General features: G+C 44.7%; 24 protein-coding genes. 7 read left to right on the forward strand and 17 right to left on the reverse strand.

Annotated features, from left to right (window positions below; all coding sequences use genetic code 11):
- Window positions 1–223: 223 nt before the first annotated feature.
- Window positions 224–973, reverse strand: coding sequence for a hypothetical protein (locus AC4EHB_RS12050; RefSeq protein WP_490981659.1), 750 nt, complete (start codon window positions 971–973; stop codon window positions 224–226).
- 487 nt (window positions 974–1460) lie between these two features.
- Here AC4EHB_RS12050 and AC4EHB_RS12055 point away from each other — a divergent pair, with 487 nt between their 5' ends.
- Window positions 1461–1739 carry a DUF5412 family protein gene (locus AC4EHB_RS12055; protein WP_490981660.1) on the forward strand — a complete coding sequence of 93 codons (279 nt, stop codon included), beginning with the start codon at window positions 1461–1463 and terminating at the stop codon, window positions 1737–1739.
- Window positions 1740–1758: 19 nt separating this feature from the next.
- Entirely contained in the window at window positions 1759–2085 is a 327-nt protein-coding gene (locus AC4EHB_RS12060; RefSeq protein WP_490981661.1) for a hypothetical protein, read from the forward strand.
- Between the two features lie 87 nt (window positions 2086–2172).
- On the opposite strand, the gene AC4EHB_RS12065 is transcribed toward AC4EHB_RS12060, so the two are convergent.
- The 14 genes from AC4EHB_RS12065 to AC4EHB_RS12130 all read right to left on the reverse strand — a co-directional run bounded on the left by AC4EHB_RS12065 (window position 2173) and on the right by AC4EHB_RS12130 (window position 13545).
- Window positions 2173–2355, reverse strand: a complete 183-nt coding sequence (locus AC4EHB_RS12065; protein WP_490981662.1) for a hypothetical protein — start codon at window positions 2353–2355, stop codon at window positions 2173–2175.
- Between the two features lie 24 nt (window positions 2356–2379).
- Entirely contained in the window at window positions 2380–3228 is an 849-nt protein-coding gene (locus tag AC4EHB_RS12070; protein ID WP_490981663.1) for an ABC transporter permease subunit, read from the reverse strand.
- Complete coding sequence (gene phnE / locus AC4EHB_RS12075) at window positions 3228–4016, reverse strand: phosphonate ABC transporter, permease protein PhnE (protein ID WP_490981664.1); 789 nt, start codon at window positions 4014–4016, stop codon at window positions 3228–3230. The genes AC4EHB_RS12070 and phnE overlap by 1 nt, the downstream gene beginning before the upstream one ends.
- A 13-nt stretch (window positions 4017–4029) precedes the next feature.
- Window positions 4030–4803, reverse strand: a complete 774-nt coding sequence (gene phnC, locus AC4EHB_RS12080) for a phosphonate ABC transporter ATP-binding protein (protein WP_490981665.1) — start codon at window positions 4801–4803, stop codon at window positions 4030–4032.
- Window positions 4804–4895: 92 nt separating this feature from the next.
- Entirely contained in the window at window positions 4896–5939 is a 1044-nt protein-coding gene (locus AC4EHB_RS12085; RefSeq protein ID WP_490981666.1) for a PhnD/SsuA/transferrin family substrate-binding protein, read from the reverse strand.
- Window positions 5940–6038: 99 nt separating this feature from the next.
- Window positions 6039–6866 (reverse strand): PHP domain-containing protein, encoded by an 828-nt coding sequence (locus AC4EHB_RS12090; protein ID WP_490981667.1) that lies wholly within the window; start codon window positions 6864–6866, stop codon window positions 6039–6041.
- Window positions 6863–7579 (reverse strand): phosphonate C-P lyase system protein PhnL, encoded by a 717-nt coding sequence (phnL, locus tag AC4EHB_RS12095; RefSeq protein ID WP_490981668.1) that lies wholly within the window; start codon window positions 7577–7579, stop codon window positions 6863–6865. Before phnL ends, AC4EHB_RS12090 begins: the two co-directional genes overlap by 4 nt.
- Before the next feature lie 20 nt (window positions 7580–7599).
- Window positions 7600–8781: a phosphonate metabolism protein PhnM gene (gene phnM / locus AC4EHB_RS12100; RefSeq protein WP_490981669.1), complete on the reverse strand. Its 1182-nt coding sequence runs from the start codon at window positions 8779–8781 to the stop codon at window positions 7600–7602.
- Between the two features lie 14 nt (window positions 8782–8795).
- Entirely contained in the window at window positions 8796–9635 is an 840-nt protein-coding gene (locus tag AC4EHB_RS12105; RefSeq protein ID WP_490981670.1) for an ATP-binding cassette domain-containing protein, read from the reverse strand.
- Window positions 9628–10506 carry an alpha-D-ribose 1-methylphosphonate 5-phosphate C-P-lyase PhnJ gene (locus AC4EHB_RS12110; protein WP_490981671.1) on the reverse strand — a complete coding sequence of 293 codons (879 nt, stop codon included), beginning with the start codon at window positions 10504–10506 and terminating at the stop codon, window positions 9628–9630. Before AC4EHB_RS12110 ends, AC4EHB_RS12105 begins: the two co-directional genes overlap by 8 nt.
- The gene (locus AC4EHB_RS12115) at window positions 10496–11611 is read right to left on the reverse strand and encodes a carbon-phosphorus lyase complex subunit PhnI (RefSeq protein ID WP_490981672.1); all 1116 of its coding nucleotides are present in this window, start codon (window positions 11609–11611) and stop codon (window positions 10496–10498) included. The genes AC4EHB_RS12110 and AC4EHB_RS12115 overlap by 11 nt, the downstream gene beginning before the upstream one ends.
- A complete protein-coding gene (phnH, locus tag AC4EHB_RS12120; RefSeq protein ID WP_490975800.1) occupies window positions 11612–12208 on the reverse strand; it encodes a phosphonate C-P lyase system protein PhnH in 597 nt (198 codons plus the stop codon).
- A gap of 37 nt (window positions 12209–12245) precedes the next feature.
- Window positions 12246–12668, reverse strand: coding sequence for a phosphonate C-P lyase system protein PhnG (gene phnG, locus AC4EHB_RS12125; RefSeq protein WP_490981673.1), 423 nt, complete (start codon window positions 12666–12668; stop codon window positions 12246–12248).
- A gap of 160 nt (window positions 12669–12828) precedes the next feature.
- Entirely contained in the window at window positions 12829–13545 is a 717-nt protein-coding gene (locus tag AC4EHB_RS12130; RefSeq protein WP_490981674.1) for a GntR family transcriptional regulator, read from the reverse strand.
- A 433-nt stretch (window positions 13546–13978) separates the two neighbouring features.
- On the opposite strand from AC4EHB_RS12130, the gene AC4EHB_RS12135 reads away from it, so the two are divergent.
- From AC4EHB_RS12135 to AC4EHB_RS12155, 5 genes are read left to right on the forward strand one after another with little or no spacing between them, the layout of a single operon-like run.
- Complete coding sequence (locus AC4EHB_RS12135) at window positions 13979–14488, forward strand: DUF4178 domain-containing protein (protein ID WP_490981675.1); 510 nt, start codon at window positions 13979–13981, stop codon at window positions 14486–14488.
- Between the two features lie 19 nt (window positions 14489–14507).
- On the forward strand, window positions 14508–15179 hold the full coding sequence (locus AC4EHB_RS12140; protein WP_490975796.1) for a PspA/IM30 family protein: 672 nt from the start codon (window positions 14508–14510) through the stop codon (window positions 15177–15179).
- 60 nt (window positions 15180–15239) lie between these two features.
- Window positions 15240–15794, forward strand: coding sequence for a DUF4247 domain-containing protein (locus AC4EHB_RS12145; RefSeq protein WP_490981676.1), 555 nt, complete (start codon window positions 15240–15242; stop codon window positions 15792–15794).
- A gap of 23 nt (window positions 15795–15817) precedes the next feature.
- Complete coding sequence (locus tag AC4EHB_RS12150; protein WP_490975794.1) at window positions 15818–16213, forward strand: DUF350 domain-containing protein; 396 nt, start codon at window positions 15818–15820, stop codon at window positions 16211–16213.
- Window positions 16214–16229: 16 nt separating this feature from the next.
- Window positions 16230–17783 (forward strand): polyamine aminopropyltransferase, encoded by a 1554-nt coding sequence (locus tag AC4EHB_RS12155; RefSeq protein ID WP_490981759.1) that lies wholly within the window; start codon window positions 16230–16232, stop codon window positions 17781–17783.
- Window positions 17784–17937: 154 nt separating this feature from the next.
- Here AC4EHB_RS12155 and AC4EHB_RS12160 read toward each other — a convergent pair whose 3' ends face one another.
- Window positions 17938–18870 (reverse strand): DUF5996 family protein, encoded by a 933-nt coding sequence (locus AC4EHB_RS12160; protein WP_490981677.1) that lies wholly within the window; start codon window positions 18868–18870, stop codon window positions 17938–17940.
- Between the two features lie 619 nt (window positions 18871–19489).
- Window positions 19490–20095, reverse strand: coding sequence for a flavin reductase family protein (locus tag AC4EHB_RS12165; RefSeq protein ID WP_490981678.1), 606 nt, complete (start codon window positions 20093–20095; stop codon window positions 19490–19492).
- Window positions 20096–20190 lie beyond the last annotated feature (95 nt).

Raw genomic sequence — 20190 nt, forward strand, 5'->3', positions numbered from 1 at the left:
ATTGTTGAACAAGCTTCTAAATAATAACACCAATCCAATTACCACTACGATTAAAATAAGCGTTCCTAGAATTCCTACGCTTTCTAACACTTTACATCTCCCCTTTCAAATTTTTGAGTCAATTAGGCTTCACACGATAATGGCGCATTGATTTCGGCACGCCTTTGATTTCGAGTGCTCCGTTATCCACGAGCTGAGCATTTCTTTAGTCAATCATATTAAGTTATTGATTTTCAGCTACGATTTGCTTTAAGTAACCTTGAGGAATTTCTAGCGTTGTTTCTAGATGCTTTGTATAATATTTTCCGTCAGTGGTTTCAATCTCCAGCATAAGTTCGTCGTTTGACGCCATTTTATAGGGTCCACTGAAGAATATGTCGATCGATTCCCCTTGCTTTAGTTGGGCAGACTGAGTTGAATCGCCGCCATTTTTTGAAGCGCTTACTGTGGCAACTGAATCGTAATGCCCAATTGTATGAATATCCATTGGTTCTTCGGCTGTAAACGTATAGTGTAGATCGTCGCCTTTTATGATTCCCTCTGCAGCCTCATCTTCACTCAATACAACGAGGATGGTTTCAACAGGTGCATAATCTTTATACGAGACAGAAACGAGCGGTGCGCGTCCGGATAATTCCATAAAATAATTTAGTTCTTCCTCAGTTAGTTTGATCACGTCTTCTCGAAGTTGATATCCGTTTTGACTAGTAAGAATTTCAGAAGTACCATTTTTCTCGTCTTGTTCTGCTGAATTTTCAGTTGGGTAAAAGCTTCTTTCATTTACTACTGCTTTCGTCAAAGGCGTCTGATCTCTTTTAGTCGTTATGTACGAAATGGCAATCTCCTGATTCTTTTCATTCATCTGCACAGATACTACTACAGGCTTTTCGACACTTGCTCTCGGCCAGAAAAAATACACACTTGCTCCACTAAGAAGCATAACCACAATGCCTATCCCAATCCACTTTTTCATCCAGCTTCTCCGTTCCATTTATTTTTTCTCTAGTTTTTAGATTGAGTTAAAAGAATTTTCAATCAAAACACCAATCTTATAAATTTTACCATTATTTGTTTTTCTTTAATCTAGCTTATGAAAAAATATTTCGAGAAATAATAAGTCCTAGCTTTCCGACTTTGTGGCTCCCAGAAGCTTTACACGATAATCGCGCATCGACTTAGTTACTCCTTTGATTCTCCATAGTGGCTTAATAGCTCAGTCTCTTCACTGGGCTATTTTCAATGCCCATAATTTTACCATAGATGATTTGGACAATCGTTTTTCATCTGAAAGCTTCAGCATTGAAAATTTCGTTTCCAGCTAAATATGCAGAACTTTTCCCACTTATTTCCGTTGTATGTAAAGAGGTGTTGGCTATGAGAAAAGCTTTGTTCATCGCTCTTGGCGTTTTATTTGTTGTGGCTGCACTCTGGACTATGGCGTCTACTGGGCGTTCTTCGATATGGAGCGTTTGCCTGAAGGGGAATTTCTAACCCAAACTGTGTCGCCCGACGGTACGTATACCGTCCGCGCCTATGTGACGAATGGCGGAGCGACAGTGGCTTATGCGGTTCGGGGCGAATTGGTTTTTAATGATGAAGATGGAAAAGAAAAGACCATCTACTGGAGGGACCGGGAAGATTCGGCAACGATCCTTTGGGTCGATAACGATACGGTGGAGATTAACGGGCGCAAGTTGAACGTCCCGCAGGAAACCTATGATTTCAGAAACAGCGAGTAACGGATAGGAGGAGTTCGTGTTGGCTGGCTTGGAAATATATTTTTTCATTCGCTTTATTTTTGTGTTCTTTATTGTCTGCTTGCTGCTGTTGCTGACGTTGACGGTCCGTCCTTTCAACCGCTACGAGCTGGTGAACGGCTTTACGATTGGCTTGTTCGTTGTGACCGCGATGGTCGTGTCGGTTACGAATGGGCTGATTGCGGGGTATTTGTCAGATGGCATTTACCCAGGCGGAGACGAAGTCATTTTTTATATGTTTTTCATCTTGTTTTTCTTATGTGCGTTGAATGTGCTGCTTTACATGATTTGTTTTATACGGAAAGAACAGCTTTTTAAGAAGATATGATTTAAAGATCAAAAATAGGAAAGCGCCGGTATGGCTGCCTTCTCTATTTTTGCTGTTCTCCAAATACCTTCTACGAATTCCGTTCGATCAATCAGCAATCAAGTATTTCAATTTGTTTTCAAAGCTTTCGATAAACTCATTCGTGATCAATGTGGCTTCACTCAATTCAAACACTTTGCAAAGGGTAATTTTTTGAACAAGGAAAACGAGAACATGAAAAAAGGCTTTCCTTTTCAACTGGAAAAGCCCTTGGTGGTTTTCATCGTACACTTCTTCTCACTCTATTTATGCTTCTCAATTAGCCGAAGAAGCTGGGAAGTAGCGATTTTTTAACCGGGTTGACAAGATTTCTAGAACAATCGCCAGAATAAGGATCATATACGTGATGAATCCGACTTCCCTCAAATCGAAGTAAAAGCCTGATGCCATGAACAGTTCAAATCCGATCCCGCCTGCACCAGCTGCCGCTCCCATAGCAACCGCTACGGCAAAGTTGATTTCAAAACGCAGGAACGTCCAAGATAACAAATAAGTGAAGGTCGACGGCAAGACTGCATGTGTCACGATATGCCACCAGCTGGCCCCGGTTGCACGCAGCGCCTCCAGTATGCCTTTATCGACTTCCTCAAAAGACTCGGAAAATGCTTTCACTAAATAGGCAATCGAGTGGAATAGCATCCCGAGCACAGCTGCTTCACTTCCTAAACCAGCTGCAATCGCAAAGATTAAGACCCATAACACGGTAGGAACAGCACGTATAAAGGCAACCACGATTCGAATCGTTTTTGATACCCATACTTTCGAAAGGTTCGTTGCGGCCATCAACGCTAAAAAAAAGGCAACGACTGCTCCTAAAATCGTTGACAGAAAAGCTAAACCGAGCGTAATGCCGACTTGGTAAAAAGCTTCTCCCCAACCAAAATGGCTGAGTGCAGGTTCCAGGAACATCGTTTTCAAGTTATAGACGGTGGCCGGAATCGCTTTCCCTAAATCCAGCCCCGTATAGTCGAAGAAGAGAAAGGCCATGATGGTGAGTGCAGTCAGCACCGCCAGCGTCCCGCTCATTACGCGTTCCGCTTTGTTGCCCGATTTAATCGTAATTCGGCCGTCACGCGTCCTTTTTTTGTACGTTGTTGCTTCCATTATAGAATCACCTTCCGAATATGGTTTGAAATTAGTTCGATCATGATCACGGCGATGACGATACTGAATGTAACAAGCGCGACAGCGTTATAGTTCAGCGTTTTGTAATACAAATCGAATGCGAATCCAATTCCTGTCCCTGTTAAGATCCCCACCAATGTCGCATTTCGAATATTCGTTTCAATCATAAACAAGATCCAGCTGATCATCTGCGGCAAACATTGGGGAATGACCGCTTTATAGACAATTTGAAAGTATGTTGCACCTGTTGCTCTTAATGCTTCAACTGCGCTCAGGCTTGCTTCATCTATGGATTCTATAAACGCCCTCGTTAAGAATCCGACGGAACCGACGAATAATGCCAGATACCCTGTCACTGAATTTTGTCCAAAAGAAAGCAGCAAAATCAAAGCCCAGGCAACCACGGGGATATTCCTTGAAACAGAAGCGATGAAACGGGCAAAGACGCCCATTGCACTGTTGCTTCCTGTGGTTTTAGATCCCATTAAGCCCAGAAAGATAGCGACAATTGTCGCTGTCGTCGTGGCGGCAATGGACATCAGGACGGTTTCGATTAATTCTTCCAAAATCGTTGGTAATTTTTCCAGTGATTCCTGTGTGATAAACAAATTGGAAAAAATCCACACGATCGCTTCAGGCAAGGTGGCCATTCCATGCAGGATATTAAAGTTTGTTATGTCTGCTGATAAATACGTCAATACGATAATAATGACAGAGATAATTACCGTCTGCTTTTTACGTTGGCTTCGCATCACTTTTTCATTCATTCGGTTTTGCTCCTCACACCGTAATTAACTTTCGGGTCTCTCTCGTTTCTGTGCCATAAATATTGTCAATATTTTCAGCCCCAAGCCTGTGGCTCGGCCCATCAAATACGACTTCACCTTTTTTCAAACCAATAATCCGATCGGAATAGCTGCGGGCCATTTCTACTTGATGCAAGTTGACGATGCACGTAATATTAAGCTCCAACGTAATGGATTTCAAATGGTCCATGATAACTTTGGAAGCGTTCGGATCAAGCGAAGCAATCGGCTCATCGCATAGAATGATTTTCGGTTCCTGGATAAGCGAACGCGCAATGCCAACGCGTTGCTGCTGCCCCCCGCTTAACTGATCGCAGCGTTTATACGCATGTTCTTCTATGCCTAATTTCTTTAGCAGGAAAAACGCTTGTTCTTTCTCCAATTCCGTAAATTTCCCTAATACGCCTTGGAGCGTTGTTTTATAACCAAGACGCCCGTGCAGTACATTTTCAATAACGGATAAACGGGGCACCAAGTTATAATGCTGGAAGATCATGCCGATGTTCGTGCGCAATAACCGTAAATCTTTTTTATTCAGACTGCCTACGTCCGAATGGTCAAAATGGACTTTGCCTTCATCGATTTCAACCATTCGATTGATGCAGCGCAAGAGCGTGGATTTGCCGGCACCAGATGGACCAATAACTGAAACGAATTCACCGGCCTCCACTTTAAAACTAACGTTATTTAATACTTTCGTTTCCGAATTGTATGTTTTACCGAGTTCTTCAACTGTTAATAAGGACATGTTTATCGGCTCCTTTTTTAGCGCGTATTTACAAACTTAAAGCATGCATGTTGAAAAATGCATGCTCTAATTTTTCACTTTGGCAGTTGATGTTAGTTGTTTGATAGCTCTCGGATTGGATCGAACCATGCGTCTTCCACTACTGAAAATCTTTCCTTGCCTGATTTAAAGAACAATCCTGACTCTCCTGAATCTTCCGGGACAAAGATTTTTTCATTATTCGCAATGTCATCTGAAACAAATAATTCTTGCAGGAGATCAAAATCTTCTTGTCCCAGTACATCTGTATTCGCAACGAACGGTGCGTTTAATACTGGCGTTACACCCATCAATGTAAATTCACTGCCGGTCACCGAGTTAAAAGGCTCAGCGGCATCTTCTTTTACTTTATAGACGGAACCGACCGTGTTTTTGTCACCTTCAGCTACTTCCACATAGCTTTCAACACAAGTGTCACAGAATGCAGCAACCTCCGCAGCGCCGCTCAATAAATTAACCGCAGAACCTTGATGAGAATTACCGAATAGGACTTGAGAGAAAAGCGCTCCGCCTTGCATTAAATCTTCCTGGCTTAAGTCTTCAAAGCCCGGCTTTTCTGCATAATGTCCGATAATCGTTGACGCGGGTACAACAAACCCTGAGGTTGAGCTGTTTGATACGAAGGACATCTTTTTCTTTTCAATCGCATCAAGTGAAAATTCGCCGTCCACCTTAAAGTTTTCTTGATCGTCCTTATTTACAGCTAACCAGCTGTGATACATTGCATCATCCAAGGTGCCTGATTCGCCAGTAGGAACAACTAAAGGTTCGATTACTTCGTTGCCTTCGTTCGCTTCGATATAACCTTGTGCTCCCATAAATGCTAGGTCTGCATTGTTGTTTACTAATGTTTCGATAGCGATTGCATAATCCGTCGTTAACTGATGTTCTACTTCTTTGCCTGTTGTTTCTGTAATGACTTTGCCAATTTCTTCACGTGAAGATTTCATGTCTGTACCGGATTCATTGGGATACCAAACGATTTTGATCACATCATCCACTTCTGTTTTCCCAGCCCCTGCAGCTCCTTCTGAACATGCAGACAACATAAAGGCTGCTGCTAAAGACAAAGTGATGACAGACAAATTTTTCTTCATTATTTTTACTCCCCTTTTCCTAACTAAATTGGCCGTTCAAGGTCCTTAATCAGTTTCATTGAATCATGTATTCTATAAGCAAAGTGTATATTTACACGATTAGCACAGACTCTTAACGTTATTAACACCTTTTAGCTGGGTGGGGCTTACAATGTCCCCCACGTTAACCGCCGCTCCAAATGAACCGTGATAATCGGATCCGCCCGTCATCACCAGGTTATATTTTTCTGCCAACGCTTCCACCCGGTGGTGGTCCTCCACTGTATGATCCATATGATTCCGTTCAATCCCGCTTAATCCGGCTTCCACCAGTTCCGGAATCATGTCATAGGAATCCAACTGGCCTGGATGAGCCACGACAGCAACTCCTCCGTCTGCTTTAATCGCCCGGACCGCATCGAATGCATCGATGTAGCGAACATCCCCCGAAGCAACGCCATCTCCTTTAAACAAGCTTTTATACAATCGCTTATATTCAGGTGAAGTATAGGCGGCATCCGTCAAAGACTTCATAATATGTTGTTTGTAAATCGTCTTAGACGGCTTCGCAAGTTCAACAATCGCTGCTAAATCCAGCGCATATCCTGCGGCTTGAAGCTTCTCGATTTGCTCTAGTGAATGTTCCTGTCTCCGTTTCAGCAGAGGCTCGCATATTGACTTCATGTGCACGGCATTTGAATGGAAATTATACCCGAGCACATGTACTTTACGGTCCCGCTTAAAGTCATACGCCGAAATTTCAATCCCCGGAACAAGTTCAATTCCATATTTTTCACCGAGCCTAGTGAGTTCCAAAAATTCTTCGACCGTATCATGTTCAACAAAACTTAGTTGAGCCACTCCATTATCACGGGCCTTCTTAATCACTGCTTCCGCACAATCAGAACCATCTGAGTAGCGGCTGTGGACATGCAAATCGGCTCTCATAAAACTGCTGTTTCTTTTGCGGTTGTCAGCTGCCTTGTCTGCATATCGAATACCTTGTCGCAAAGTCCTTCCATAAACTCGATATCATGGAAAATGCCAACCAATGTTGTTCCGTTGTTTTTCAATTTCTCAATGATTTGGCGGACTTTCTCTTTCGATTGGTGATCCAAACTTGCAGTCGGTTCATCAAGTAGTAATAACCGTGGTTTTTTCACTGTCGCCATAGCGATATTCAAGCGTAATTTTTCACCGCCGGAAAATGTATTGGGATAGCTGTCCCATAACTTCGAATCGAGTTCAAAATGCGTTAATGCTCTTTCCGCTTCCACTCGTGCCACTTCCTCTGACTCACCCATTTCCAGCAATGCATTGGTCACGAGCTGCCGGCAAGTTGTTCTCGGCATCACATTCAAAAATTGCGACACATAGCCTATTTCATATTTGCGCAAATACAGCATTTGCCTTTCCGTCACTTTCGCCAAATCAATGATTCCAAATCGGCCTGAGTCGTAAAGCAGCTTTCCTGAATCCGGCAGATACGTACGGTAAATACTTTTCAAAATGGTGGATTTCCCGCTGCCGCTTTTACCTACAATGCCAATGAATTCCCCTGCGTCCAACGTGAAATTAATATGTTCCGTTGCAGGCATCGTTTTGCTTAAATGATGAATAGTAAATCGCTTGCCAAAATCGGTTATTTCCAGCATCGCCATGTCACTGCCTCCTCGCTCTACTATTTCGTTCGGTAATTCGTCGTGGTGATCAATGCACCATTCACCATTGTGGCAGTCAGCATCGGATACCCGTCATCCATTCTTTCAATAACAAGAATGTCGGCTTTCTTCCCTCTTTTGATCGATCCCAATTCATCATCCATGCGTACTGCTTTTGCTGGATTAAGGGTGACCATCATAAACATTTTGTGCAAATCATTGTCGTGTTTTTCATGCAGATCGAATATGGCATGCAAAAGTGCGGCCGGATAATAATCACTGCAAAGAATATCCACGCAATCGTGTCCAATGGCTTCTGCAGCTGATAAATTTCCGGAGTGCGAACCGCCAAGCAGCACATTGGGAGCTCCAGCAATTGTATACAACCCAAGCTCTTTTGCTTTTAATGCCACATCAAGCGTGATGGGGAATTCACTGATTGTCGTTCCAAATGTTTTCACCAGATCCAATTTCTGTAGGTTGTCATCGTCGTGTGAAGCTATCGCAATGCCTTTAGCCAAAGCGATGTCGGCCACTTCTTTGATTTTTTCGATCGTTAAAAACTCTGTACTCTGGCGTTCCGCGATTATTACGTTCACAGCGTCATCCGTGATATTGCGGTATCCTTTTAATGTTTCCCGGTAGACTTCCAAGTTGCGGTATTGCCCTTGTCCCGGTGTATGGTCCATAAAGGACAGCAAATGCACTTTGTCGTCTTCGATATTTTTAACAAGTTGATCAACTTCATCAATATTGTCAATTTCGAAACGTGCATGCAAACGGTGGCGAATGAGATGCAACTGATGATGGGTAGCGTCAATGGCATCTACCATGCGCTGGATATTATGCGGATTCCGCATCGGTTTGTGCGTAAAAACATCTTCCCGGTAAAAAGACAGGGAATGGAACATCGTCGTTATCCCATGGCCGATTAATATTTTTTCCGCCTCTCTTAAGCTTATGTTGAAATCCATCATGCTAGTCGGACGGGGGGAAGCAATCGTTTCAATATAATCGGAATGGATGTCTATAAACCCCGGAGAAATAAAGCCGCCCCGCGCATCGATCAACTGAGCATCTTCGAAATGGACGATATCTTTTTGAGGAATAATCTCTTGGATCGTTTCTCCTTCAATAACAACAGCGTGCCCTTCAAGTATTGCTTCTTCTGTTATGATTTTCCCATTATGAATAATGTACACGGTGGCTGTTCCCCCTATAATAATGAGTAGACTAATTGCTGCGTATATTCATGTTGTGGATCTTCCAAAATCTGATCCGTCAACCCTTCTTCAATGATGGCGCCATTCAGCATGACCACCGTACGGTCTGCCAGCATTCTAATAACTGCCAAATCATGGGACACGACGAGCATGCTGATGCCTAATTCTCGTTGAATGGTTTTGATTAAATCCAAAACATTTGCTTGTACCGACAAATCCAATCCGGTTGTTACTTCATCCAAAAACAAAACTGGCGGATTATTAGACAGCGCTTTGGCAATTTGGACCCGCTGCTGCATCCCTCCAGAAAAATTGCGGGGCTCTTCTTTCATGCGATGCAAGGGGATATGCACACTTTCTAACAACTTTTTGCTCGTAGCTTCCATATCCCTTACGTTGCGGTTGCCAGCTGCAATCAGTTTTTCTGCAATATTCCCGACAGAAGAAAAGTTCATTTTCAAGCCATGCACCGGATTTTGATAAACCATGCCATAACTATGATTACGGATAAACCGTTTTTGCTGCGTCGATAAGTCAAAAACATTCTTGCCTTCTAGTGTTGGATCTTTGATATAAGCTTCGCCGGATGAGACTTCTGCATCGAAGTACAAACATTGCATCAGCGTGGACTTGCCACTTCCGCTTTCCCCGACAATCCCTAAAATTTCTCCTGGATATAAATCCAATGAAATGTCTTGGCAAGCATATACGGTTCCGCAGTTTATACAGTAGTTTTTCTCTAATTGCCGTTTATCTATTTGCCCACATTCACGGCAACCCGGACCAAATTGCTTCCGTAAGTTCCTTACTTGCAATACCGGTTCCTCATGCATAGCTGCCTTTCACCTCAGCTTCCTCTTTCTCATTCACGTTGTCGTTCATCCGTTCCATACAATAACTCGTATCGTTGCATTGGTAGATCGTTTCTCCGGTTATGTGATCAATCAGTTCGTCCAAAAATACATCCGCCGCGCTGCATAAGTGGCAATGCACACCTTCAAACGATTCCACTGTAAATGGATAATCATCAAATGCCAATGACTCTACATTTGTATAAGGTGGAACGGCATAGATTTTCTTTTCCCTTCCAGCGCCGAGCAGGATCAAGGCATCGGATTGGTGCATTTTCGGGTTGTCAAAACGTGGAATCGGACTAGGCGCCATTACATATCGATGATTCACATATACAGGGTGATCCGCGGCAGTCGCAGTTTTCCCGAATTTCATAATCTGTTCGAATAACATTAACCATGCACCACTATAATCATCTTCTGAATGCATTCTCTTCGTTATATATTCTCTTGCTTCCACGCCGCGAAGTGGCTCTGGCATCGGAACTTGCAAGACAAAAATTTGTTCTTTTGTTAACGCAATTTCCGGTATGCGGTGTCGTGATTGAATAATATCGGCATCTTCCGTGAGATCTGTAAGTTCAACGCCCGTGGTTTCATGAACCAGTTTTTTGATGCTGACAGCATTCACGGACTCGTCCGCACCTTGGTCTATGACTTTCAGTACATCGGATTTCCCTATAATCGAAAGGGTGATTTGCAATCCGCCAGTTCCCCATCCTCGGGCAATCGGCATTTCTCTCGACGCAAATGGCACTTGATAGCCTGGTATTGCTACAGCTTTCATGATGGCACGGCGAATTTCTTTTTTTGAACCTTCGTCAAAGAATGCAAAATGCGTCTCAGCCTTCATTTTCCCGCACTCCTTTCTTCACTTGACGGATACTGTCCAATTTTGATTGGAATGTTACGTAATGCGGTAATTTCAAATGGGAAATGAAGCCGGTAGATTCCACAGAATCGATGTGCAGCAAAACGAATTCTTCATCATGCGTTGGAAAATCGGAATTTGTATGCTCTAGGCATTGATCCAGGATGCTCATCGCAATTGCTTTCGTTTCGTTTTGGCCATAACAAATGCCGTACCCGATTTCAAACTCCAGTTCATCTTCGTTGCTTTCATTTTTCACTTTGACTGGAACAAAAGATTCCACTTCCGTCACTTTTATTTCTCCGATATAGAACTCATCTTCAGCGTCGTGCTCAATTTCGTTTGGATGCTCGACGTAAATAGGTACAGCGCCTACTCGCACTTCACCGACTGTCGGATGGACTTGCCCGTATCCTCTTAGCGAGGCATAGCCCAGAGAGGTGACAGCTCCTGTTTGTCCGCGTGTCAACACTTGCAGTCTGGCGCTGCGGCTTGTCGGGAAATCCAAATTTTGTTTTGTAATATCTATTGGAGGAGTATTGTCTGCCTCGTATTTTTCAAACAAGCCTTCTTCACGCAAATGCTCTACTACCTTCGGGAAGTACTGTACTCCCTCGGAAGGTTCGATATGCTGTAATTCTTGCTTATAATTTTGGAGCCATTGCTGATTTTTTGCTGCGTTTTCTTCTACCAGGTTAAAATCCAGTAATCTATGCGTGTAGTCGTAGGTCGGACCTAACAACTGCCCTCCTGGAATATCTTTGAAACTTGCTGAAATACGTCGCTCAACCAGCATGGTTCCTGTTTCAACTGTCTGGCTATAATAATTGCGCGGCAATGTGGAACGGTGTGCACGCATCAAGAAAACGGCTTCCTCCATGCTTCCTTCCGCTTGCTTGATAGACAATGCAGCCAGGTAAGGCGAATACAAGCTGCTTTCGGACATCACTTGGTCTACCATGCCACGCATGGTGGACATGATCGTATCAACCGCAATTATTTCATTGCCTTTTAAACGTTCGTACTTCAGTCTTTTTATAGAAGCTTCAATTGCCTCAGTGCCGCCTTTTACCGGAACATACCCCATTTAGTTCACCCCCATAAGTTTTACTGAGGTTGTCCTAGGAATGCAGACAATTTGTGATGCTTCATCTGTAAAGATTAAATCTATGCCTATCGGATATTCCTTTGTCCGTTCATTTCTGGCTTGCCATAAAGCGGTGCTAAAACTCGTATCGAGCTGTGCTGTGTGTTGAACCCCTGGTCCGGTTAAAGTCAGTTCATTTTTATTTGATAAAAGTGAACTTTCAATAATCCATGTTGATGATTGCTGGGGATCAATAAGATTGCCATCTTTACATTGTTTTAATGCCTCTTGGATTGCCGCTTCAGTATCTTCACGCAATACAATGACAAAGTCCGCTTTGTCAATCGGGGCAAATCTGGCTAATGTATAATTTGAAATTTGTTCTATTAAGTCTTGTCGGTTTTCTGAAAGGATATGGAATGTAACCTCTGCATCCAGCAGCGTCATCGCACTCAGCAGTGTGGCTTCATAACAAGGAAGATGGTAATCGACTCTTTCAGCATTTTTTTGGATGGACGAAATTGTGCCTGGCCGTGACATACTATGCAATATTTTTCTAAAAACCTGCTGCAAATCATGTACTTGATCAATAGCCATACTATCTCTCCTGTAAATTTAGTTTGTTTGGATCGCCTTAAACTTCCATTGTTTCAAAACGGACTTTCGTTTCAAAAAGTTCCGCTTGCTCTTTCGCTCGCTGTTTTAGAATCATGTGTTCCTCTTTTATCAGCTCCGCTTTCCAACCAGAGGTTTCCGGTAAGTCAGCTTTATAGGCTGCATCAATAATTGCTAAATTTTTGGCCAGTTCATCTTGCATACCAACAACAATGCCGATACCGATGCGTTTCTCAATTTCCACTTTGGCTTCGGTCACGAGGACTTCTCCGATATAGAATAAGGAATTCTTTGCAGATTCACGCATCTTAATCATTGTTAAGCCATATTGTGGAGCAACGATTTCCCGACACTCATAACGATCGACAATCGTTTTTACAAAATTTTTAGCCAAACTGCAATCACCTTGAATGAGAATCTCGGTTCTTCTGCGTCTTTTCATATTCGATGCATCCTCCTTTACAAAACTCATCGTAACTTGTCGCCAAGTTCGCGTGTTTTACGTAACCGTTAAGAAATCGTAAACCTTCTTCACAATCCGGCCAAAAAAAAAACAGGCAAAGGAGTTTTAATCCTTTACCTGTTTGTTCCTTAATCTATCGTTAATCCATCGTTAAATCATATTTAAACTTATCGCTGCGGTACAGTATTTTCGTATGTTCCAGCACTTTTCCTGAGCTTACATCTATGCAATCACTTTCTACAATAATGAGGGGCACCATGCTTTTGCATGAAAATAGTTGCTGCTCGTAGGAAGTAGGGAACGTTATACTTAACATGCTTTTTTTACTCGAAAATTCCGAGTAGCCAAGCTTTCGGTAGTAGGCAAACATCGACTCTATTTCATGGCCGTCTTCCATGATTTCAGGAAGCATCGCTGCATTTACAAATGAATTATGTATGGCGATCGGCTCACCATTGATATAACGCAACCTTCCAATTTTATAGACATCGTCATCTTCTTTAGCGTTTAAACTTTGATATATCCCTTCGTTGAAACGAATTTTTTCACAGTATATATTATGCGTTTTTAAATCGTAACCTGATTGCTTCATCTTATCTGTAAAGCTTGTTTTGCCCGTCAAATTCAAGTGAATTTGAATCGATGCCTCTTTTAGATAACGCCCCTTGCCTTGCTTCGAATAAATGTATCCCCGTTCTTCTAACTTGGTAAGTGCATTCCTTACCGTCATTCTTGGGACCCGGTATTTTTCTGCAAGTTCATTTTCAGACGGAAATTTCTCCCCGTATTTAAGTTTCTTTGAAACGATTTGATCCATGATGTCATCAACGATTTGAGTTTCCTTATCTGCTGACATAAGAAGCATCCCCCTTCATTTTTTTGGTGCCTCTGGAACAAAAAAACCCGAGAGTTTACACACTCATATGTATCACGCTTCTACTCTGCTCTATTTAAAATACCATAATAATATGATTCCTAGTAATAAACCACTTGTCCCTCTCTCATGAAACCATACATTTCAGAGATGCGATTCCAAGCCTTTTTTCTTAAGCTATAGCTCACTTCCGTTCTATTAGAGGTGGCTATAGTTTTTTTATTCCCAATAGTGTTGGCCGGGCTTAGTAAAACTCTATAAAGGGTAAACAAAAGCAAAGTTGGTGTCAGTTCCGCTGACTTGGAGCGTCCTGTCATTGGCAGAGATTCAGCTTTGATTTGCCGCGGCAATCTGGTATATTCAAAAAAATGAAACTTCTGCAAATACGGAACGTATTTTTAAAAGAGGTGAGCATATGGGGTTTTTAAACCGCTTATTCGGCGGGAAGGAAAAACAGGCACCGGAAGTGGAAAAACGGACGCTGCGCAATTTGCGCGTCAAAGATTTTGTCACTTATGACCTTGTTGATTACGAAGTCGTCGGCAAAATCCATTACGACGACAGCGGCTATACGTGGGATGCCTATCAGCTGACGTCTGGCGGCAAAAGCACCTGGCTCAGCGTGGAAATGGACGATGAACTTGAAGTAGGCATGTATGAAAAGTTCCGGATTCCGGGGCTCGAACCCGGAGCCAAGCAAATCACGCATGACGGCAAAACGTATCATTTGGAAGAGAAAGGCCGGGCGTACGTCACCTCCCAAGGCCGCAGCGAGAACGTCAACGGTGCGGAAATGGACTATTACGAATACCTGGATGAATCCGGCGATATCTTCCTGTCCGTTGAAGTATGGGGCGGCGAAGTGGAAGTCAGCAAAGGCTCCAAAATCGAAGAATACGAAATCACCATATTAGCAGCAAGCTAAACAAATTGGAGGAGAGAATATGTTTCAATTTTTCAGTCGTGTACGAACGTATGTAGAATCCGAGCTTAACGCAGCACTTGATAAAGCAGAAGATCCGGTAAAAATGCTCGACCAGTTTATGCGGGACATGGGCTTGGACATTCGGGATGCCGAAACGGCTGTCGCAAAACAGCTTGCCAACGAAAAGATCCTGAAGAAAAAATACGACGATGCCAGCAGCATGGTCGCAAAACGCCAGAAGCAGGCCGAAGAAGCTGTGGAAGCCGGCAATGAAGACTTGGCCCGCCGTGCACTTGAAGACAAACAGAACCATGTGGTCCAGGCGAACTCCATGAAAGAAGCTTACGAACGGGCAGCCAATGACTCGACGGTGCTGCGCGAAAAACTAGGCGAAATGAAACGCGAATACGACGAAATGCAAATCAAGAAAGATTCGCTGAAAGCACGTGCGGAATCCGCGAAAACGCGCACTAAGATCAATCGTACGATGAGTTCGGTCGACAGCGGCGAATCGCTCCAAGGGTTCAACCGCATGGAAGAAAAAGTCATGCACCTGGAAGCGGAAGCGGAGACATCGGAAGATATGCGGGCAGGCTCACGCACGCTCGATGATGAATTCGATTCGCTGAAAAAAGGCAGTGCCGTGGACGACGAATTGGCAGCCATTAAAAAACAGTTTGGAAAAGAATAACGAACCGCGGTCCGCCCGCTTGCGGGCGGGCCGTTTCCGTTCATATGGAGTGTTTAAACGATGATTAAAAAAACTTGGCTAACGGGCCTTGTGGCTGCCGTCCTGTTCTTATCGGCATGCGGCAGCCTCGTACAGGCGGAAGATTACGTGGAAGACAATTATGCGTTTGTCAATGCGATCCAAAGCGACGCCGGCGATAACAGCCGCGCCATGATGTACCGGTCCAACAAAGACATTGAAGGCACCATAGCGGAATTGAGCGGCATCCAGGAGCCGGAACAAGTCGGCGAGAAAGTGGAAGGCCGTCAAGTAATGGTCTATGACAAGGAATTCATCATTTTGACAGAGGACCCGGACAATCCCGGCTCTACCCTCGTGGAAGTGGCAGAAGATGAATTTGTCCGCAACCATTACAACCCCGGCTTTTTCAGCGGTATGTTTTTCGGTGCGTTCATCGGCAATAGGTTCGGTTCCGGCTGGAGCCAATCGCAAGCAACTCGCTGCGCGCGTGGTGGATGTTATTCTGGCGGCGGCGGATACAGTTCAATCCCATCATCTACTACGGGCGGGCGTGGATCCGGATTCCGCGGAGGCGGACCGGGTGTCGGAAAATAACTCATAGCAAAGGAGCTTGACTAGTGAATTCATTCTTACTGACGTTTTTATATTTCCTGGCAGCGATCGCTGTCGTCCTTGTCGGCCTCGTTATTTTTGAACTATTGACGAGAAAGTACAAGGACTGGGAGGAAATCAACGCAAACAATACGGCCGTCGCTTTGTCGATTGCCGGAAAAATCATCGGTACGTGCGTCATCTTGACCTTCTCGATTTTGGAGAATGACACCATTCTCGAGACTGTCACTTGGGGGCTTTTCGGGTTGCTTCTCCAGTTTGTCGCTTATTTCCTGTTCGAATTGCTGACACCCCGCTTTTCCGTGGAAACCCAATTAAAAGAAAGAAACACTTCAGTCGGCATCATTTCGTTTGCCGTTTCAGTCGGTTTGGCGTTCGTCATCGGCGCTTCTATTACGTAAGGCGGTGTGTTGAATGCTGACTGAACAAGAATCCGTCCGGCAAAGCCGGGCGATTTACTATGCCTCCGGGATCGTCTCCATCTGCGGCATCATTTTCGAGGTGCTGTTCGGAGCGCTCGGTTCATACATTTTAGGAGATGGAGTGAAGCAATACACACTCACCATCTCCCTTTTTTTAACGGGAATGGGCATCGGCGCTTACCTCAGTGAGAAAATGACCCGCCATTTGATTGCATCGTTCGTATGGATTGAATATTCTATCGGCCTCATCGGCGGATTTTCCGCAATGCTGCTGTTCGGCGTAACGGCTTACCTGCCGCCGGGCACCAGTTCGCTGTTTTTGTACAGCGTCATTCTGATTGTCGGTTCTCTGACAGGTGTCGAGCTGCCGATTTTGATCCGCAAAGCGAGCGAAATTGGCGTGTCCCTCCAGAAAAGCGCTGCCAAGGTACTGTTTTCCGATTATGCAGGCGGGCTTGTCGGCGGGCTGCTTTTTCTGTTTTTGCTGCGCCCTTATTTCGGGCTGGTGAAAACGGCTTTTCTCGTAGCATTGATCAACGTGGCGGTCGCCCTGTGGATCGTCTTCCGCTTCAAGCATGAATTGAAGCGCTTTAAACTGCATGCTTCGTTCGGCGTTTTGTTTTTAGCTATTCTTGTACTCGGTGCTTTGTTCGGAGAGCAGGCGGCGTTTCATTTCGAGCAGCAGCTCTACAAAGACCCTGTGATTTTCTCAGAGCAGACGTCGTACCAGAAAATCATTTTGACGAAGCAGCAAGGCGATACCCGGCTTTACTTGGACGGCCAGCTGCAATTCAGCTCTTCCGATGAACACCGCTATCACGAAATTCTCGTCCACCCACCAATGGCTGCGGCGGCACGGCATGATCGTGTCCTCGTACTTGGCGGCGGTGACGGTCTCGCGGTCCGTGAATTGCTGAAATACGAAAATCTTGGAAGTGTCGACTTGGTCGACCTCGACCCCAAAATGACCGAAGCCGCAAGAAATCAGCATTTGCTGACGGAGCTCAACGAAAACTCGCTCGATGACCCGAAAGTGAATGTCTTCAATGAAGACGCGTTCCGCTTTTTAGAATCTGCGGAAGGCTTTTATAACGTCATCATCATCGATTTGCCCGACCCGAACAACGAATCACTCAATAAACTTTACACACAGGAATTCTATTCACTCGCCCGCAATCATTTGCATCCGGCCGGCGCCATGATGGTCCAGGCGACAAGCCCGGTGTTTGCACCGCAAGTCTACTGGACTATCGATAAGACCATCGAGGCAACCGGCCTTCAGACCGAAAACCTGCACGCCGACATCCCGAGCTTTGGGGGCTGGGGCTACGTGCTCGCTTCCCGTTTTGGAATAGATGTGGAAAGCCTTGCCATTATGGATGACACCGAATATTTGACCACTGAGCTGCTGCCGGCATTGACGGCATTCGGCAAAGACGAAGACGCGGTGATCGAAGACAGCAATGGCGAAGTGATTAAGCTCGAGCCCAATACGCTGATCCGGCCGAACTTGATCGAAGTTTATGAGAAAGCATGGATGAATTACTGAAATGATACACGCGTTTTTGGCGGGTGAAGATTTTCTGCAAAAAAATTGCGGAAATCAACCGGCCATTGATACGTAAAAGCGCACCCTTCCAAATGGAGGATGCGCTTTTTTGATTTGATTTCAGTTGATCCATCAGAATAGCGATGGTTCTCTATCAGCTGTCAATCGGCTTCCCATGCTTACCTTGCTTCGGCATGTCCAGAGGAGTGAAATAATAGTCACATCCTTGCCAATCGAGTTCCTGGATTAGAATATCAAAAGAGCTTCGGAAAAATTCTTGGATCGTCCGGCTCGGATCGGCGGAACGGGCTGCCGTTTCCAGGTCCAGAAAAAATTCGCTCTTCTCTGGATCGTAATAGGCTTCGGCAGGCTGCAAGGAGGATGTATCGAGCTCTTTATAGAGAAAAGGATAAGGCAGCACGAAAAATGTCGGCTTATCGACGTTGTCATCTCCTAGCCAGAAACCGTATTCCAGCATATGCTCATCAAAAGCAGCTTTTTCGATAACTTTGTCCATGGGAAAGGCTGCAGGGATGCCATGCAAAATCAGCAGCGATACATCAAATGTGCCCCAAAATAGCGCTGGTTTCACTTTCCGGCAGCGCATCGGGCCGACAAACTTCAGCTGTTCCCGCAGCGCATAATGGAAAAGTTTTAACCCTCTTAGCGCATCCTTCTGGTTGAACGTTAAGGGAGCCGCATCTTCGTTCAACATCTTTTTATAAGCCATTTCCTGCGGCTTCGGGTTGATCGACAGCATGATCCCCCGGCTGTTCAACGCTTGGAAAATCTCGTCAAAATAGTCTTTGATGGATTTTGACGTTTCCAGTGGCACGCTTTGACTGTCGCCGTCCACATTGATTTGAATTCGACTGTTGATGATGTCCAAGTCGATTTGAAACGTTTCATCGCCATGAAACAATAAGCCGGTTGAGAAGCCCTCAGGTGTGACAGCCAAGGTTACATGCGCCCATTGCGGCTCTTGCTGCGCGGTTTCCAGTTTTATCTTCCCCAGAATCTGTGAGATCAAATGCAGCGTGAATTTGGTATCCGCCCACTCCGAATGCTTTATCATCTCAAGCTTCATCGCGTTCTCCTCCTTGGTCTGCTTGTTCAACTTCTGTTTTTCTCTATTGTTTTCCGAAGCCGTTGACGTTTGTTTTTCTTTCCACTTCTTTTATTCGATGCCAGCAGACATTTTCCTCTACTCTGTAAAAAAAGCGAACTGGATTGATTGCCAATCAGCTTCTGGTGCACAAATGCTTTGCTTGCTCAGACAAGCGAAATGCATCCATCTTTGATTTGGGGGCAACAGTTTCGCCCGTTAACATGAACTAAATCGCAGTTAACATGACTTAGCAAGGCGTTAACATGAAGTGCGGAAGAGTCAACATGAGCTAGCTAGCCATTAACATGAACTATTAGAAATTTAACCGGTACTAGCTGAGAAGCATCTCTCTACAACCCAAGTTCAAGAGTGTAAATGGAAAAGCCGTTCGCCCCAGCGAACGGCTCCTTAATAGAAAGAGCGCATTTCGGCTTAGCGAAATGCACTTATCTTTGTTTTTGGGGCAACAGGTTCGCAGTTAACATGAACTAGCTAGAAATTAATATGAGTTACCGCCCATAGTATTCCTTCAAAGCGTTGCTGTATCCGGTATAGTTCTTCTGTCCAACGCTTGTAAAAACGTTTCTTTCCTCAAATTTCATTTCGGTCTGGCTAGCTCAAAAATCTCACCAAGGGTGGCATAGTTTGCGCCGGCCAAACGGCTGACGGCACCCAGCCCTCTCGGATCAATGCGGCCGTTTTCGTAAATCGCCTCGTCGACATGGAACTGGACAATTTCGCCGATAAACAAATCGCTGCCAGGGCCTTCGCCGCCAAACGGCACAGCCTGGACCAACCGGCATTCCATGCGCACTTTCGATTCGGTGATCCCCGGAACTGAAACCGCTGTACTCGGAACGGGTGTCAGGCCGAAGGTGTCCACTTCACTTTCGGAGGGTGGCAAGGATGCGGAAGTTTCGTTGATCTTTTCCACATTTTCGCCGTCCACAATGTGCACAACGAATTCCCCGCTTTCGTAGATGTTGCGGGCCGTATCCTTCAGTTCTCCCTTTGGCCGCTGAATGGCCAATGACACCATCGGCGGATTGGACGAAACGATATTGAAATAGCTGAATGGTGCCCCGTTGACAACTCCCGCTTCCGATTGGGTCGTCACAAACGCAATAGGCCGCGGAATAATGGACCCGACCAATAATTTATAATTGTCCCGCTCAGTGTTTTGCTTCGGATCGATTGAAATCATGTTCTTCAGCTCCTTTTCATTTAGTAACTAAATACCCTAAAATGTTCTGCTCAATATCTATTTTGAAACTAAATCCCTGAATGTCTTTGTTCCTT

The sequence above is a fragment of the Planococcus sp. TJ-302 genome (assembly GCF_058268455.1).

Excerpts from the sequence above, each read along its gene's own strand:
- AC4EHB_RS12050 (WP_490981659.1), bottom strand. The coding sequence starts at position 973 with ATGAAAAAGTGGATTGGGATAGGCATTGTGGTTATGCTTCTTAGTGGA.
- AC4EHB_RS12055 (WP_490981660.1), top strand. The coding sequence starts at position 1,461 with ATGGAGCGTTTGCCTGAAGGGGAATTTCTAACCCAAACTGTGTCGCCC.
- AC4EHB_RS12070 (WP_490981663.1), bottom strand. The coding sequence starts at position 3,228 with ATGGAAGCAACAACGTACAAAAAAAGGACGCGTGACGGCCGAATTACG.
- phnE (WP_490981664.1), bottom strand. The coding sequence starts at position 4,016 with ATGAATGAAAAAGTGATGCGAAGCCAACGTAAAAAGCAGACGGTAATT.
- phnC (WP_490981665.1), bottom strand. The coding sequence starts at position 4,803 with ATGTCCTTATTAACAGTTGAAGAACTCGGTAAAACATACAATTCGGAA.
- AC4EHB_RS12085 (WP_490981666.1), bottom strand. The coding sequence starts at position 5,939 with ATGAAGAAAAATTTGTCTGTCATCACTTTGTCTTTAGCAGCAGCCTTT.
- AC4EHB_RS12090 (WP_490981667.1), bottom strand. The coding sequence starts at position 6,866 with ATGAGAGCCGATTTGCATGTCCACAGCCGCTACTCAGATGGTTCTGAT.
- phnL (WP_490981668.1), bottom strand. The coding sequence starts at position 7,579 with ATGGCGATGCTGGAAATAACCGATTTTGGCAAGCGATTTACTATTCAT.
- AC4EHB_RS12105 (WP_490981670.1), bottom strand. The coding sequence starts at position 9,635 with ATGCATGAGGAACCGGTATTGCAAGTAAGGAACTTACGGAAGCAATTT.
- AC4EHB_RS12110 (WP_490981671.1), bottom strand. The coding sequence starts at position 10,506 with ATGAAGGCTGAGACGCATTTTGCATTCTTTGACGAAGGTTCAAAAAAA.
- AC4EHB_RS12115 (WP_490981672.1), bottom strand. The coding sequence starts at position 11,611 with ATGGGGTATGTTCCGGTAAAAGGCGGCACTGAGGCAATTGAAGCTTCT.
- phnH (WP_490975800.1), bottom strand. The coding sequence starts at position 12,208 with ATGGCTATTGATCAAGTACATGATTTGCAGCAGGTTTTTAGAAAAATA.
- phnG (WP_490981673.1), bottom strand. The coding sequence starts at position 12,668 with ATGAAAAGACGCAGAAGAACCGAGATTCTCATTCAAGGTGATTGCAGT.
- AC4EHB_RS12130 (WP_490981674.1), bottom strand. The coding sequence starts at position 13,545 with ATGTCAGCAGATAAGGAAACTCAAATCGTTGATGACATCATGGATCAA.
- AC4EHB_RS12135 (WP_490981675.1), top strand. The coding sequence starts at position 13,979 with ATGGGGTTTTTAAACCGCTTATTCGGCGGGAAGGAAAAACAGGCACCG.
- AC4EHB_RS12140 (WP_490975796.1), top strand. The coding sequence starts at position 14,508 with ATGTTTCAATTTTTCAGTCGTGTACGAACGTATGTAGAATCCGAGCTT.
- AC4EHB_RS12145 (WP_490981676.1), top strand. The coding sequence starts at position 15,240 with ATGATTAAAAAAACTTGGCTAACGGGCCTTGTGGCTGCCGTCCTGTTC.
- AC4EHB_RS12160 (WP_490981677.1), bottom strand. The coding sequence starts at position 18,870 with ATGAAGCTTGAGATGATAAAGCATTCGGAGTGGGCGGATACCAAATTC.
- AC4EHB_RS12165 (WP_490981678.1), bottom strand. The coding sequence starts at position 20,095 with ATGATTTCAATCGATCCGAAGCAAAACACTGAGCGGGACAATTATAAA.